This window comes from uncultured Proteiniphilum sp. (assembly GCF_937873925.1).
Classification (GTDB): domain Bacteria; phylum Bacteroidota; class Bacteroidia; order Bacteroidales; family Dysgonomonadaceae; genus Proteiniphilum.
In genome coordinates, this window is sequence record NZ_CALNAT010000243.1 from 1 (window position 1) to 15,234 (window position 15,234).

The 15,234-nt window shown below is 42.4% G+C and carries 12 protein-coding genes and 1 pseudogene; 4 read left to right on the top strand and 9 right to left on the bottom strand.

Going from position 1 to position 15,234, the window contains the following annotated elements; genetic code table 11:
* Positions 1 to 187 precede the first annotated feature (187 nt).
* Complete coding sequence (locus Q0502_RS17190; RefSeq protein ID WP_298653526.1) at positions 188 to 1,726, bottom strand: Fic family protein; 1,539 nt, start codon at positions 1,724 to 1,726, stop codon at positions 188 to 190.
* 649 nt (positions 1,727 to 2,375) lie between these two features.
* Here Q0502_RS17190 and Q0502_RS17195 point away from each other — a divergent pair.
* Both Q0502_RS17195 and Q0502_RS17200 read left to right on the top strand, forming a co-directional pair.
* Positions 2,376 to 3,434 carry a BF3164 family lipoprotein gene (locus tag Q0502_RS17195; RefSeq protein WP_298653528.1) on the top strand — a complete coding sequence of 353 codons (1,059 nt, stop codon included), beginning with the start codon at positions 2,376 to 2,378 and terminating at the stop codon, positions 3,432 to 3,434.
* A gap of 337 nt (positions 3,435 to 3,771) precedes the next feature.
* Positions 3,772 to 4,113, top strand: a complete 342-nt coding sequence (locus Q0502_RS17200; RefSeq protein WP_298653530.1) for a hypothetical protein — start codon at positions 3,772 to 3,774, stop codon at positions 4,111 to 4,113.
* Between the two features lie 335 nt (positions 4,114 to 4,448).
* Here Q0502_RS17200 and Q0502_RS17205 read toward each other — a convergent pair whose 3' ends face one another.
* From Q0502_RS17205 to Q0502_RS17230, 6 genes are all read right to left on the bottom strand, one after another.
* A complete protein-coding gene (locus tag Q0502_RS17205) occupies positions 4,449 to 4,676 on the bottom strand; it encodes a hypothetical protein (RefSeq protein WP_298653532.1) in 228 nt (75 codons plus the stop codon).
* 137 nt (positions 4,677 to 4,813) lie between these two features.
* Complete coding sequence (locus tag Q0502_RS17210; RefSeq protein WP_298653534.1) at positions 4,814 to 5,044, bottom strand: hypothetical protein; 231 nt, start codon at positions 5,042 to 5,044, stop codon at positions 4,814 to 4,816.
* Between the two features lie 10 nt (positions 5,045 to 5,054).
* Entirely contained in the window at positions 5,055 to 6,320 is a 1,266-nt protein-coding gene (locus Q0502_RS17215; protein WP_298653536.1) for a S8 family serine peptidase, read from the bottom strand.
* Positions 6,284 to 6,904 carry a hypothetical protein gene (locus tag Q0502_RS17220; RefSeq protein WP_298653538.1) on the bottom strand — a complete coding sequence of 207 codons (621 nt, stop codon included), beginning with the start codon at positions 6,902 to 6,904 and terminating at the stop codon, positions 6,284 to 6,286. Before Q0502_RS17220 ends, Q0502_RS17215 begins: the two co-directional genes overlap by 37 nt.
* 605 nt (positions 6,905 to 7,509) lie before the next feature.
* Positions 7,510 to 8,610 (bottom strand): helix-turn-helix domain-containing protein, encoded by a 1,101-nt coding sequence (locus Q0502_RS17225; RefSeq protein WP_298653540.1) that lies wholly within the window; start codon positions 8,608 to 8,610, stop codon positions 7,510 to 7,512.
* Between the two features lie 53 nt (positions 8,611 to 8,663).
* Positions 8,664 to 10,394: a tetratricopeptide repeat protein gene (locus tag Q0502_RS17230; protein WP_298653542.1), complete on the bottom strand. Its 1,731-nt coding sequence runs from the start codon at positions 10,392 to 10,394 to the stop codon at positions 8,664 to 8,666.
* Between the two features lie 298 nt (positions 10,395 to 10,692).
* Here Q0502_RS17230 and Q0502_RS17235 point away from each other — a divergent pair, with 298 nt between their 5' ends.
* Positions 10,693 to 11,277 carry a DUF4468 domain-containing protein gene (locus Q0502_RS17235; RefSeq protein ID WP_298653544.1) on the top strand — a complete coding sequence of 195 codons (585 nt, stop codon included), beginning with the start codon at positions 10,693 to 10,695 and terminating at the stop codon, positions 11,275 to 11,277.
* A 235-nt stretch (positions 11,278 to 11,512) separates the two neighbouring features.
* Positions 11,513 to 12,079 (top strand): annotated as a pseudogene (locus Q0502_RS17240) (30S ribosomal protein S16); the annotation flags it as partial.
* Between the two features lie 376 nt (positions 12,080 to 12,455).
* On the opposite strand, the gene pdxB reads toward Q0502_RS17240, so the two are convergent.
* Both pdxB and gltA read right to left on the bottom strand, forming a co-directional pair.
* Positions 12,456 to 13,568, bottom strand: a complete 1,113-nt coding sequence (pdxB, locus tag Q0502_RS17245) for a 4-phosphoerythronate dehydrogenase PdxB (RefSeq protein ID WP_298653546.1) — start codon at positions 13,566 to 13,568, stop codon at positions 12,456 to 12,458.
* Between the two features lie 101 nt (positions 13,569 to 13,669).
* Positions 13,670 to 15,142 (bottom strand): NADPH-dependent glutamate synthase, encoded by a 1,473-nt coding sequence (gene gltA / locus Q0502_RS17250; RefSeq protein WP_298653548.1) that lies wholly within the window; start codon positions 15,140 to 15,142, stop codon positions 13,670 to 13,672.
* Positions 15,143 to 15,234: the final 92 nt, after the last annotated feature.

Below are 15,234 nucleotides of genomic sequence, written 5' to 3' on the forward strand. Positions count from 1 at the left end.
GCTATTGTTCAAATAGATAAACATCTGTTAGCTGTAAAACACAAATAAGTAGTTTACCACTATTTTGAATTTGTGATGCCCTTGTCTTAAAATGAAATATCTCAATGATCTCTTGATATTTTTGCCTCATTTACAAGGCGCACACCCTATAAGGTTTGTCAACGATGTGATGATATGTAACACTTAATTATGAGAACAAATTACCTGTAGATTTCGAAGAGATACTTCGATCTATCAATTTTAATTTGCCTTCAGTCGGTTCTTCATAAGCGTTTGTAGATTGAAGATAACTGTTCAGTTCGTCAAAATTCTGCCCGTAAAGATTATCACTAAAATGATGTAATTTCTCCATTACACGAATATAAGTGTCCGGCTCTTTTTTGCGGGATAGTTTTCGTAAAGCTAATAGATAGTCTTCTCGAAAAACAGTTGGAATGATAATTCGGGATTGTTCTCCTTTGACGAGTTCAGCATTCATCATTATACGGGCAACGCGTCCGTTACCATCTATGAACGGGTGTACTTCACTAATCATAAACATCATATATATAGCTTTAGCCAATGGTTCTTTCAATAATTGAAAGTAACGAAATCCATATCGTAAAGTGCCCTCTACTAACTGGGAATCGACAAAAACAGTATTTCCTGCCTGGTTGTTTACATCTTTGAAAACTCCCGGCTTACGGTCGGGACGTGCGGACATCATTATAGTGTGACGGTGTTTAAGTAGTGCAAATAACTCATCCACAGTTTGTGGTGTTTTTTCCATTTCATGACGATTGGAGAGTATTGCAAAAGTACCCAATATATCGTGGGAGTCTTCGAATCTTTTTGGAATGGTAACGCCTGTATCGACAATCTTTTTAGCTATTGCTACTTCAAATTTTGTTCCTTCAATATAGTTGGAAAAATAACTCTCAAAAAAAGAAAACATACGGAATGATTCTTCATCTGTATTCCGGTCTCTACGTTCTATGAAAAAACGTTCCTTTAAATTATCAAACAGTGATTCAAAAAGTTCTATCCGATTTTCATCAAAAGGACTACCTGTAGCTCGTGCTTTTGCTTTCTCACTTTCCAGAATGCCACTACTGTGTGTATTGGGTAGAGCGGAGATAATATTGGTTAATTTTTCAAATTCTGATTGCATCGCCAGATCTTTGGCAACTTCACGGGCTTTGTCCCGGAATTCGTTCAACCGTTTTTCTCCCCCGAGTAGTACCATTCGCTCCAACCGTTCTTCAATGGCTGATTGTGGCAAGGTTTTTTCTTCTCCATCAATATTTCTTCGGGATGGTTGTAAATTTTCGAGTATATACCTGTATTCGGAAGCAATATACAATCCATTGTGTGGAGCATCATTGGTGTGGGGGGGATGGCCTTTATATATATTGACCGTTATTCCGGGTAAATCTGTTACACGGCGATTAAATGATGATGTCAAATAAAAGTGTCCATTTTCGGTGGGACGAAGTTCTATGGCACTACGGTGCGAAATGACGGAATTGGGGTAACGCCACGCCAAAATCTCAAAAAAATTGCGACGGATAATATATTCCGGAGAATCCTTTATATTGGCTGTATAAATACGCGATGCCAGCTTACGTAATTTCCCTTGTAAAACCAACTTCGTGAGTTTTCGCAACAAATTAGGGCCAGACGATGCAAATACTATTTCTTTATCCAATCCATATTCTCTTGTGTAAGTTAAATCTGCAGTTATCAAGTTTTTTATAAAAAATCCTGATAAATCGTTCGGCGTGATAAAATTAGTGACATAAACAATCCATTATTTTTCAACAAGTTATTAGAAATGAGTTATAAATGAGTTAACCAAGAGAAGGCATGAAAAAATTCCTTATCAGGGAGGAATCGCAAATAACTATTTATTAATTTATTAAAACATTTGATCATGAGAAAGAAACTTTTATCGGGTATATTTGCCCTTGCACTTCTACTAACCCCGCAGGTTACGGAGTGAATCAAAGTATGAAAAGTAATGTTGGTCTTTCAGATTACTATTAGTTGTAATTATGCAGATCTCGCAGATGATGTTTTTAGCGGGACTTTTATGTGGCGCTGCCAAGGTTGTTCCTATGCTATTTGCAAAAATTGAGGTAGTAGTTCTACTTGTACTCGTTATTAGTAGAAAATCAACTAATTAATTATGCTTAATTGATAAGGGTGTCGCAAAATAAGAGCCCCAGTATCTGTTTTTAAATGATTTTAATTCTCGGATTATCAATCTGTAAAGATTTTTTCAACCGAACTATTTTCAACAAAGGCGAACCCCCTTTGTTTTATAGTTGGAAGCATAAACGGAACTGAGTATTATTTTGAGATACCCTTAATCTTATTATAAATACAAATTCATTATGAAATTAAATATACTATCTATTATACTTCTCATCCTTTTTTGTTTTGTCTTTTCTTGTAAAGATAAAAAAGAAACGACCAGGCATTTAATTCAGATAATAGATGAAAAAGAAACAGTATTCAGTGCGGGGGAATTGGTTTTCAAAGAAGATCTGATGCAATTTTTTGATATGTATATCACGGACTCTCTTGTCTTTCTTACATCCCAAAGAAATGATAGTCCAATCACAGCCTTATCATTAAAAAACTTTGAACGTGTCGCAGAACTGGGAGATAGGGACCAGGGGCCAGAAGGTATTGACTTTCCGCTCTTTCTGAAGAATCTTTCAAGAAAAGGTGATGTCGAACTTCTAGACCTAAATAGGATGAGCCTTATGCATATTGGGTATAATTTTGAGAAAAATCGGTATACGATGGAAAAAGAAATGATGCCGGATTCTCTTTGGCCAAGTATCAGCATGAATAAAATTTCTGACACTCTTTACTTCGCAAATGGTCTTGAACATTTTAATAAAGGCCTCTATTTTAAATGGAATAAACAAACGTCCATTATTAAGGAATGGATACCTTATTATCCTGAAACCAGGAAAAAATATGATGAGGATGTTACCCCTCTATACAGAAATACCATTCTGGCCAATAAAGAGAAAGGCATAGTTGTTAGTGCGTTGACATATTTCAATAGAATAGTCGCTTTCGATTTTAACGGTAATATTCTTAAAGATATACAAATCGGAAAAGAAGCCATTGAACCGGTTATTGAGGATTTCGAACTACTCAAATTTTCGGATGGTGCAGAGTTGTTCTTTCTAAACGTGGTGGGATCTGATAATTATTTCTATTGCTTGTGGAACCGGAGTGAAATAGGTCTTGATAAAGACAAAAGAAAAAATTCAAAAATATTTGTTTTTGATTGGGATTTGAACCATGTCTCAACAATTCAGGCAGACCAGCCACTTGTTGCTTTTGATGTTGAACCTTATGATAGATACTTTCTGGGGCTTTTTTCAGATGATGAAGCAGATACAAGTATCTATAAATTCGCTATAGAATTGTAGTTTACAATCGAAAATTAAACAAATATTGATAATTAAACACGACAACCAGAACTTTAGAATACATGAATTTGTCGATACTCCATTCTTTAAATCAACATTCTCCTATTGTTTTGGTGCTTATTCGAGAAAAGAAAGAAAAGATATTGATAAGTCGAGGTTTGATAGTTAAATGAAATGTTTCAAGGCTTTTTTACTATTTTCTCTTTTATTTATCTCCTGGACATCTACTATGAATGGCCAGGAAATAAAAGATATACTCAAAGAGCGAATCAGGAAGTCGATTATAACTTCTGGTATGCCACTTATTCAGAACTAACCGTTTCAAATAGAACAGCAAATGCAAAAAGAAGATGTACTAAAAGTCTCTCCTTTTACCAAACTTCCCACAAAAGCCGACTGTATTCTTATTATGCGAAGGCAAGAGGTGATGAAAATCCATATGCAGAATTATCCTACCAATTCGTCACCCATCAAAGAGATGATTGCTCCCACCAATTCGTCGCCCATTCATATGCGTCTGATTGGCTCGGCAGAGCATGTGATAGTCGGAAAACCGTGGCGTATTTATACTAATCCGGCAATACATCCGCACCGGGAATGCTCGTCGTGCCAAATGGTAGAAATTTTGACCCAACCTATGCGAGAAACGAAAGGCGACGAGCGAGGACGGATCGGTTAGTAAAGGCATATAATAACGATTGGTGAAGATACAATCATACTAAAAACATTTCTTTGCTATAAGCAGGATGTACATTAAAAGCATTGGCAGACAGGAAGAGAGAACATAATTACTGATACTCTTAGATTGGTTAAGTATGCTGATCCTTTTCACCTATTTACAATCTTTGTTAGCTTTAAATATATTGAAAATCATAGGATTATCCTTATTTTTATATAGGGTTATGCTTTTATATTTCGAATATTAGTTAGTTGATAAATAATTGCCGACTTATGAGATTGTAAGTCGATTAATACCAAAGGACTTCGCCGTCTTTGTATAGAAAGATTCTTTCACTACTGGCAGGATTGTTTTTTGCCCATTGCTGATTGCGCAATCGACCTCTCTTTATTAAGCCCTCTTATGCCGGAAGCCATTATTAAATCCGAAACAAAGGAGAGAGTATCGTCTTTGTCAAAAGGGATAATATCCGATTCGATATGATCCGGGGTGATAATCCGGTTTTGATCATCGTAAAAAGTAATTTCCGAAATAGCCGTAGTGTCTGACCTGAAACATGCCATTATCCGGTCGTGTGATAAATTGGTTATTACAGTATATATAACAGATTCTAAAGGAATAGTGTCAGGCAATATAAGAAGTGACTTTGGGTAACCTGAATTTCCCCCATAGATTCTCTGCTCAACACATCTTCACTGTTTTATTGAATCTCCTTGCCGGGTGGGGGAATATCCACCTGTTTTTCCTCTACCAATGAGGCAACCTCCTTGTGATTACGTATTCTGGAGATGGTGTTGTCCTCCGCTACGCCGATGATAACGCCGAACTCATAGAGATGGGTTATAATCAGCCCCTCCTGATGAAGTTGTTGCGCCACAACGCTCAGTCGGTCCAGATAGATTTCCGATATGGTAATTACGATTTGTCGCATATTCTTTCAATTATGGGGCTATGGAGAGGCCTATGCCTACATCTTCAGCCGGTAAGGGAAGGGGTAGGGCGTTTTTTCTTAATTCGCTTTCAATCATCGCGGGGGTAGCATTCGGAAATTTTTCGAAAAGGAGAGCTGCAATACCGGCCACATGAGGAGTAGCCATACTGGTACCCGAAATGGTACGGTATCTTGCCGGCATGGGCCAGGAGGAGTAGACTTCTACTCCGGGGGCAGCCATATCGACCAATCCGGAGGGGTTGACGGCACGGTTCGAAAAATCGCCGACCTGCAGGTCCGAATCTATCGCGGCTACGGCAAGAATGGAAGGGCAATCGGCCGGGCTTGCCACGGGGCTGAACCGGTTCTTTGAACGCCTGCTGTCGTTACCTGCCGCAGCTACGATCAACGTCCCTTTCGAAAGGACGAACCGGGCTGCCCGCTCATAGGCCATGTCGTAGCTTTCTCCTTCCGATACCCGGGAGCCGAGGGACATGGAGAGCACTTTGCATCCGTTATTGGCAGCCCAGGTCATCCCATTCAATATCCACGACTGGGCACCGCTCCCCTGGTTACTTAACACCTTTCCCGCGTAGATATGCGCGTGGGTAGCCACACCGTAACGCTTTCCCTGCGGATCGGCCGACCCGCAGGCGATGCCGATACAATGTGTGCCATGTCCGTGGAGGTCGTCGATGGCCTCATCGGGAACAAACGACATAGGGATAATCTCGCGTCCTTTGAAATCGGGATGATCGATATCAAAGCCGGTATCCAATACCGCCACCTTTACACCAGTGCCGGTATATGAAGAGTGCAACGCCTCCGTGATACGTATTCCCCAGGTTGCCCCGTTGCTGTTATCGTTGTCCGTGGGAAGCTCATCGGGGATATAGACTACCTTCTCCGGTACAATCAAAAAGCCGGTACCGGATAATTCCATCTGTTCCACTTTTTCCTCTTCCACGCCGACCAGTGCTATACCCAGTTCATTGAAGACCAGTGCATCGGCGTCTTTCAATTTATTCTCATCCCATGGTGCGGAGATAAAATCGGCCGTAGTGGCAACGGAAAGTTTCCATCTCTTTTCGAGCAGGTGGATGACTTCCAGTATCTCTTTACTGTTTTTGTCGAGGATCAGGAAATAACGGCCGGTATAACGCGGATTATCATCCGCTTCTTTATCGTAGATATCCCGGATGAATTTTTCCAGGGAGGCGGCCGATACGATATTGTCTTTCAGGAAGGTTTGTCTTCCGAGTTTTGGTGGTTGCATAGTTCTTTTTCTTTTTTCCGTACTTCTTCTCTCCAGAAACTAATTTCAGCCTTTTGTTTCCTGTTCTCCTCCATTAGGGAGAAAAGGTTCGGGAGATAAATCCTTGTGTAGAAATAACCGATAATGAATCCGGCGACGAGAGAATAGATGATCAGCGCAATTAGAAGCGGTCTGGCAAAATCAACCTGAAGCATTTGGCTACTGTTGTCAATAAGATAATCGGCCAGGCTTTGCAGGTAACCGGGTATCTTGCCTAATTGTGTAAGGGTGACCCCGATGATTATTTTGGTAAGCCAGTCCGATACATCTTCCAGGTTGGTATTGGGCATATATTTTGTGCTTCTGTCATAATCCTCCTGCGGGTTGTAGTTCCTGTTCAGTTTGGGAATCCCGAACAGAAAACCCAACAGCCCGCCTGACAACATACAGGCAAAAGTAACAATGATCAACAGCCCGAAGAGATCCCAGTAGCTTTGGGAAATGTTGGCGCCGGCCAAGCAGGCAATCAGCCCGGGCAGGATCATCGCAAAGGGAAACAGGTGAATATAGCGCCCTGTTCCGGTTGAAGGTTTGTTCGCGTTCATGGTTTTTCAGTATGATTAGTTACTTCACTTCGCCCCTACGCATAGCCACAGCTATTGGCGGGAGGCGATCCGTACCCTACACCGGTAGGTTCCACTGTCGGAAGCCCGGCACTTTTATGCGGGAAACTGTGCGGGCCGATTACGTTGCATTACGACGGCAAGGTAATAAAATCTTTTGACCCTGACAAGGTAAAACAGAAGTTTCCCTTATTTAAAACAGATTTTCATTCTCCGTATCCCGTTTCGGGATACGTATACTGTAGGGGTAACTTTAGCAAGATGATTCTGACAAGGTGAAAAAGCAAAAGGCATCGGCAGGGATACCGATGCCAAACATTGATTTGCTGTGATAATCAAATGTTGAAAGAAGGTGATAATCCTTCTCTATTATCTTTTTAGTAAAAATGAGCGTATAATTTATCGCTATTCGTCTTAAATATATAATAAATATGTCTGTAAAGTTATGGATGTTGCTTGTTAATAGATAGTAAAATTGACAAAATATCATTGTTGATTTTACAATAATTCAAAAAATACAATAACCTATTTTTTTTGATGAAATCATACCATTCCTCAAGGAGATATAATTTTATAATATAGTTTATTTACAGGTGTTTGTCTTTCCATTGCATAGTTGTCATCCCGACATATCTTACGAAGCACTTACTAAAATAGCTCTTGTCGGTATATCCTGTCTTTTCGCTCACCTCTTCAATTGTCATATTTTTATTTGTTGCCATTATCCGTTTTGCCTCGTCGATACGTAACCCATTGATCCATTCATTGAAGGTTTTTTGTTTTGATCTGTTGATGTATTGTGACAGATATGACCTGTTGGTGTAAATTTGTGATGCTACTGTGGCAATGGTGATTTTCGGGTTGGTAAATAACTTCTGTTGTTCCCACCTTTCTAGGGCTCTTTCTATCTGGGAGAATGTGAGGGAGGATGAGGTTACCGGTTTTTCTTCTTCTTCTTCTTCTTCTTCTTCCAGTACCGGTTTCATGACGTTGAAAATATTTTTGTAATTGAGGAAGTGAACGGCGTAGCCAATATAGAAAAGAATAACCACTATGTGAAAGGGTCCGGCAACTTCCGGGATGGGAAGGGTCAGGGTGGCGATCGTAACGATTATGCCGCAAATCAACAAGAATAGGGAAGAGGTATGTATCCATTTCAGGCGGTCGGTTCCCACTCCGGTAAAATAATTATCCACTCTTTTCCGGTATTTCCTGTATTGGACAAAGAAAAAGCAAGTAACGGTCAGAAGGGCGATTACAAAGAAAAATAAGAGACTATAAAAGACTATGTTGGCTATTTTTTCACCCCAATTCAAAAGATTCGATAATATACTGAACAGAGAAAGGATAAACACCGGGATCAACTGGTATATCAATAATTTAATCGATAAATGCTTGTAATTAAGCAAGGTTATGCTTACATATGTAAACAGAAACAGTTGGAAGGCAGAGAAAATGAGAATTAACGCTTTAAGGGAAGGGAGGTCCAATTTCTGTAATCTGCCGGTCATTATAAACATACTGAAGATAGTGAATAGCAAATAGCTAAAAGCCATGATATATTTTGCCCTGTTGTAATTACGCAGGTTCTTGTCGTGAGGTGTTGAACCGAAAGCAAGTACCAGAGAGAGTACGAATGTGGTCCAGAAACCTCCGGTAGCTAAAAAAATGTAGAGATTGTCAATCATAGGCTTGCAGATCTTAAGTTTTGAGGAAATCAGCTATTGCGTTAAAAGGATATTTATGTGGTATCGGATTGGCTGTTGTGAGCATTTTTATTATCGGGAGGCTTTGTATACCGAATTTTCTCCCTGAACTGACGGGGTGTCATGCCCATTTCCTTACGAAAGGAATCGAAAAATACGGATTTTGTGCGAAAACCTACTTCCAGTACTAATTCGTCCATGTTGTGATGATATCTGGGATCATTCTTGTTTTCAAAAATTCTGATCACTTCACGGATCCGGTATCTGTTGACGATTTCCGTGAACCTCATCCCTTGTGAATTGATAGCTTTCGACAGGTAGCTGCGGTTGGTACCCATCTCCGTGGCAACCCTGTTTAAATCGAGATCAGGTTGCAGATATCTTTTGCCATCTTCTAACCAGGCTTTGAAATCATTGAAGAGGAAAGACTCTTTCCGCTCGATGGAGCCGGGGGATTTTGGTTCTTTCACTTTCTTTTTTTTATTGTAGACCAGGATAAATAGGACATTGACCATCACCAATAAGCCGAGGGCAGTATGAAATATGAGCCGGTTTCTTCTTTTGTCGCTCTGCAGTTGATTTATTTTACGGGCGGCTTTGTCCAGTTCAATTTGTGTGTTCGTGAAATTTACAATTCCTTTTGCAGATAATTGGTGATACCTGTTCTGGTTGATCCGGGCCGAATCAAGAAGTAGCTGTGCTTTCACCGGATCGGTTGTCAGAAATGCATTTGACAATTCTCTGTAAGCATCGTACTGTAAATTTTCCCATCGGTGATCTTTCATGACTTCAATGGCCTGCATGGCATATTTTTTTGCTTCTTCGTACTTGTCTAGTTGATTGTAAACAGAAGCCAATCCGATGAGAGCTACCGATTTATGTCTTTTGGATCCAAAGAAACTATCATCTATCCGGACCACTTTTTCGAATGATGCGATGGCGACAGGGTAGTTTCCCTTCAAACTTTCAATCGTACCCATATAATTGTAGATGGAAGCCTGCTTTTGCGGATCACGGGTAAAGTCTGCCGTCTCCATCGCCAGTTTTGCGTAGTATTGTGCCCTGTCTGTCCGCCGTAGATTCAGATTAGTTTTTAGCGCTACAATATAGAGGTAGTAGAGCTCTTCCTTATCATTGTACTTCTTCAACGTTGTTTCCGCCTCATTGATTTTTTCCAGGGCTTCATCGAATGAACCCAACTCTGCATAGAAGCTTGCCAGGAACTTTTGATTCACCGCTACACTTTTGTCTGATCCGGCTTCACGGTAATGTTCACCCGACCGGTGAAGTAAACCGATGGCGTGCTCATAATTCTCGTAATAATACATGATCCTTGCCATTACACGTTCAATCAGGGCGCGGCATCTCATATCGTACACTTTACTTTCCACGACTGCTGAAGCTGTCTGAAAAGCCTGTTGAAGATGATTCAAGCGGAATTGGGTCAATGCCATGATACCCTTATAGTAGTAGAGATCACGTGCCTGTAACACTTCAGGACGGATACCCTGCAATATGATTTCGGCGCTGTCGGCTCTTCCGGATTCACTGAGGGCTGCAGCTTTGAAAATATTGTATACATACCGGATATTTTCGGGCAGGTGGGCCGGATCCGGATCGTCTGAATGTAACAGGCTATCATTCTGATTTTCAATAAAAAAAAGGTCTATGATTTCTTCCAATGGAGCCGGATACCGGGTATTTGATTGCCGGAGACAGGACACAGAAAGAAATGGCAAAAAGAACCACAGAATAAAGATTGTCATTGCTTTTATATAGCAGGTAGTTCTGATCCCGTTTATACTGTCAAATATACAGAATTTTGTGATAAGTGCCAAATCTACATTCTTTTTTTAATATAAACACTTTTTTAGGTAGTTTGTTATTAAATATGACAAAATAAATATCTGTTTTTTTATCTTTGTCGGGAATAAAATGGAAGAATCATTAATTTTGCCGGTATAAAGAAGGTAATGCGTTTCGGTCCCTCTATGTTTCCTGCATACCGGAAGCCTTACAGCTACGTTGAAAGATAAGGATAACACAACTTTTATATGTAAGAAGATGAAAAGAAGTATCGTTAATTTATTGTTAGTGACCACTGTTCTCCTGTTTTGCATGGTAAGTATTCTGCCGGCGCAGAATTACGGTGCGTCAGAATATTTGAAAGGAGCCGTTCCTCTGGAGGATGGAGCAGTGGTTTTCCGTGAATCTTTCAGTGCCCCGCACATAAGCCGGGATTCACTGATGCGCCTTACCAGGGAATGGATCAACGGGAGAGATAATCCGGAAGAAGAGCGTTCGAGCAGGGTATTGATTTTCGAGGAAGAGAAGGGTCTCGTTGTCGGTGGATGCCGCGAAAAACTCGTTTTTAAATCGGCTTTACTGGTACTGGATCAGGCAGATATTAATTATTACATTCACACAACTTGCACCGACGGCGCTGTTGATATGGCAATTATCAGGATCAGGTATGAGTACGAAGAGGATCAACGATATACTGCCGAAGAGATGATCACGGACGAGGTGAGCCTCGACAAAGATCAGGGCAGGATTTTGAAATCTTCGGAAAAATGGAGAATAAAAACGATCGATTTCATGAGGGACTTGTTCAGAGATTACAACAATTTCCTTTCTCGTAATTTGTAAATAAAAATGAGAGGAGAAAATGCTATCCGATAAAATAGTAAGCCAATGAAGGTATTGGGGTTCAGCAGTCGTTTTTTCAGAGGAGAAAGTAAACCGGTACAGATAAATTTGAGATATTTACTCTCTTTTTAGCATCTATGTGTAAAACGGACCTGTATCGATTTTGAAGATATCGAATTAATGGTTATCTTTGCACCCGCAAATGCGAAAAATCAATTTTAAAAGAAACTACTAAATGGCAACAAAACTTCGGTTACAGAGAAGAGGACGCAAAAATTATCCCTTCTACCAGATTATTGTTGCAGATAGCAGAGCACCACGAGATGGAAAGTATATTGAGAGGATAGGTTCATACAATCCGAACACAAATCCTGCTACGATCACTTTAGATTTCGACAGAGCTTTGTATTGGCTGCAGACAGGGGCACAACCCACCGACACGGTTCGTAATATCTTATCGGAAGAGGGTGTATTATTGAAAAAACATCTTCTCGGAGGTGTGACAAAAGGCGCTTTTGATGAAGCGGAAGTTGAAAAAAGATTCGAAGCATGGAAAAATTCGAAATCGCAGCTTACCCAGAAAATCAAAGACAAGGATGATGAACAAAAGCGGGCCGAAGCAAAAGCTCGTCTGGATGCTGAGAAAGAGGTTAACAAAACAAGATCGGAAGCTTTGGCTAAGAAGAGGGCCGAAGAAGAGGCTGCCAACGCACCTGCTCCTGTAGTTCCGGTTGCAGAAAAAGTTCCGGCTGTAGAAGAAGCGGTTGCAGTAACCGAACCGGCCGTCGAATCAGCAGTTGAAGAGACAGGTGAAACAGTGGTTGAAGAGGCAGTTGAAGTCACGGCTGAAGACACAGTTGAGACCAAGGTTGAAGAGACTTCAGCCGAAGTGGAAGAGACTTCAGCCGAAGTGGAAGAGACTTCAGCCGAAGTGGAAGAGACTCCTGCAGCCAAGGAAGAGCCGGAAACAGAATCTCCCGAAGCACCGGCTGAAGAAGAACCTGCTGCCGAGGAAGAAAAAGAAGAAAAAGCGGAATAAGCGAAAAAAAACATACATTATTAAAAAAGCCCGATGCAAATGCGCCGGGTTTTTTTATGGGTTTTATTAGAGGGTTCTGCCATACATTTATGGGGCAGCAGATTTAATTATCGCATGATCAGATCTGAATAACATACCTTTATTTCTCCCGGAACCCCAGGCTGAGCAAAGTATTCAAAACCGTGGCATGCGTATGAAGAATCCGGTAAGCCGGATACTCTCTCCGCAACGGATAGTTAGAACGGAACCAGTAGAATTTTTCGGGTGAAGATTTCAGAGCGGTTGTCTCCGTCAACGGGTTATAAGTGTGCCAAACGGCGTGCGGAAGTTGATATTCGGGGGTGATTTCCTGGAGATCAATGACCGGTTCCGAAGGGATTGCTATCTCCTGATACTGTGGTTCTTCAATACCGATATTGAAGAATCTGTTTAGATTTTCGAGGCTCATCTTTGTGGCGGTCCATTTGCCGTCGGCGCTATAGCCTGCAATATGGGGCGTAGCGATATGGGCCATTCGGAGCAACTCCCTGTCAATTTCCGGTTCGTTCTCCCAGCAATCGATTACCACTCCGGCAATATTTCCGGTATGGATTGCTTTTTTTAATGCTTGGTTATCGGTGATACCTCCGCGTGCCGCGTTGATGATGAATGGTTTTTTTTCGACTGATTCAAGGAAACGATCATCCGCCAGATGATGCGTTTTGTGTTCGCCTGTTTTAGTCAACGGAGTGTGAAAGGTGATGATATCGGCTTCCCGTTGTATGGTTCCAATATCCACAAATAGACCAGCACCTTCCCGTTCTTGTCTCGGAGGGTCGTTCAACAGTACGCGCATCCCCAGCTTTCTACAGGCAGCCCCTACCTTGCTTCCTACATTTCCCACACCCACTATTCCAATGGTTTTTTCTTTCAGGTCGAATGGATATTTTTCAGCCAGATATAACAAAGAGGCTGTTACATACTGTTCCACCGAAGCGGCATTGCAGCCCGGCGCGGTACGCCAGGCAACTCCGTGAGCATCGCACCACGCCGTGTCGATATGATCAAATCCGATGGTGGCGGAGCAGATCAGTTTTACCCGGCTTCCCGAGAGGATCTCTTCTCCGAAATGAGTGACCGTACGCACGATAAGCGCATCTTTCTCCGTAATTGCATCCCGGGTGAATTGATTCCCCGGAAGGTATTCCACCTCGCCGAACTGTTCGGCGACCCCCCTGAGATAGGGGATATGTGCATCTGCCAGTATCTTCATAACTAAAAACTAAAAGTGAAAAATAATACTTAGATATACTGATTAACAGATTATCCAATCAATCATCAAATCGAGACGTCAACTATTGGCACATTGGCATATTAACTCACTGACACATTGATCCATTGATCCATGGCTTTGGCGGCCTTTCTTCCATCGCCCATGGCAAGAATGACGGTCGCCCCTCCGCGCACGATATCGCCGCCTGCAAAGATCATCTCGTCAGCAGTTTGCATGGTGTCGCTGTTGACTACGATTGTACCCCACGACGTGACCTCCATCCCGGTAAAAGTTTGTGGGATCAATGGGTTGGGAGAGACACCCACGCTCACAATCACCTCATCCACTTCTAACCAGACCGTATCACCCTCAAGGGCTACCGGACGGCGACGGCCGGACTGATCGGGTGCTCCCAGCTCCATGCGCTGTAACAGCATCCGTTGTACGTGTCCGCGTTCATCCCCTTCGTAACGGAGTGGGTTGTGCAGCGTGTAGAATTCGACCCCCTCCTCTTTGGCATGCTTTATCTCTTCTACGCGGGCGGGCATCTCCTCTTCGGAGCGGCGATAGATGATCATAGCTCTCTCGGCTCCGAGTCGACGTGCGGTACGAACGGCATCCATAGCGGTATTGCCGCCGCCGACTACGGCCACTTTTTTCCCTTTGTAAACCGGGGTGTCGCTCTCCGGATCGGCTGCCTGCATGAGGTTCACGCGGGTGAGGTACTCGTTACAAGACATGACTCCTATGAGATTTTCGCCGGGGATATTCATGAAATTGGGCAGTCCGGCGCCACTCCCTATGAAAATACCTTTGAATCCCTCCGCTTTGAGATCTTCCTGAGAGACGGTCTTTCCCACGATACAGTTGGTCTCGAATTTTACGCCCATCTTTTTCAGACCATCGATCTCGATATCCACAATATCGTTAGGCAGACGGAACTCGGGAATGCCATAGCGGAGTACACCTCCCAATTCATGGAGGGCTTCAAATACGGTGACATCGTATCCCTGCTTCACCATATCGCCTGCGAAGGCCAGTCCGGCAGGTCCGGAACCTACCACGGCAATCCTGACACCATTTGCGGGAGCAGTCTCCGGTACGGAGATATTTCCGCTCATGCGTTCGTAATCGGCTGCAAACCGTTCCAGATGGCCGATAGCCACAGCTTCTTTCTTTAGTTTCAGTGTATAGAAACACTGGCTCTCGCACTGACGTTCCTGTGGGCATACACGCCCACAGACAGCCGGCAGGGCACTGGTTTCCTTTAGCGTTTTAGCCGCTTCTAGAAATTCACCCCGCTCGATGTTCTTGATGAATTTGGGGATATTGATCTCCACGGGACATCCGGTGATACAGGTGGGATCAACACAGTCGAGGCATCGATGAGACTCGTTGACAGCTAATTCACGGGTCAACCCGAGATTCACTTCATCATAGGTACGGCTGCGCACGCTGGGATTCACCTCGGGCATCTTCACCCGGGGAATGGTGGTGCGGTCTTTGTTCTTTATCGACTTACGTAGCGCCTCACGCCACTCCTGGGCTCGTTCGGCTTTCAGATATTCACTCATATATTGTTTTGTTCTGTTTTCAGAATTTATGTACTACCGGCCATCCTTTACCCATTATCCTTTATCTTTATACACTCTTCACTCTTCACTCT

Excerpts from the sequence above, each read along its gene's own strand:
- Q0502_RS17195 (WP_298653528.1), top strand. The coding sequence starts at position 2,376 with ATGAAATTAAATATACTATCTATTATACTTCTCATCCTTTTTTGTTTT.
- Q0502_RS17200 (WP_298653530.1), top strand. The coding sequence starts at position 3,772 with ATGCAAAAAGAAGATGTACTAAAAGTCTCTCCTTTTACCAAACTTCCC.
- Q0502_RS17205 (WP_298653532.1), bottom strand. The coding sequence starts at position 4,676 with ATGGCATGTTTCAGGTCAGACACTACGGCTATTTCGGAAATTACTTTT.
- Q0502_RS17210 (WP_298653534.1), bottom strand. The coding sequence starts at position 5,044 with ATGCGACAAATCGTAATTACCATATCGGAAATCTATCTGGACCGACTG.
- Q0502_RS17215 (WP_298653536.1), bottom strand. The coding sequence starts at position 6,320 with ATGCAACCACCAAAACTCGGAAGACAAACCTTCCTGAAAGACAATATC.
- Q0502_RS17220 (WP_298653538.1), bottom strand. The coding sequence starts at position 6,904 with ATGAACGCGAACAAACCTTCAACCGGAACAGGGCGCTATATTCACCTG.
- Q0502_RS17225 (WP_298653540.1), bottom strand. The coding sequence starts at position 8,610 with ATGATTGACAATCTCTACATTTTTTTAGCTACCGGAGGTTTCTGGACC.
- Q0502_RS17230 (WP_298653542.1), bottom strand. The coding sequence starts at position 10,394 with ATGACAATCTTTATTCTGTGGTTCTTTTTGCCATTTCTTTCTGTGTCC.
- Q0502_RS17235 (WP_298653544.1), top strand. The coding sequence starts at position 10,693 with ATGAAAAGAAGTATCGTTAATTTATTGTTAGTGACCACTGTTCTCCTG.
- pdxB (WP_298653546.1), bottom strand. The coding sequence starts at position 13,568 with ATGAAGATACTGGCAGATGCACATATCCCCTATCTCAGGGGGGTCGCC.
- gltA (WP_298653548.1), bottom strand. The coding sequence starts at position 15,142 with ATGAGTGAATATCTGAAAGCCGAACGAGCCCAGGAGTGGCGTGAGGCG.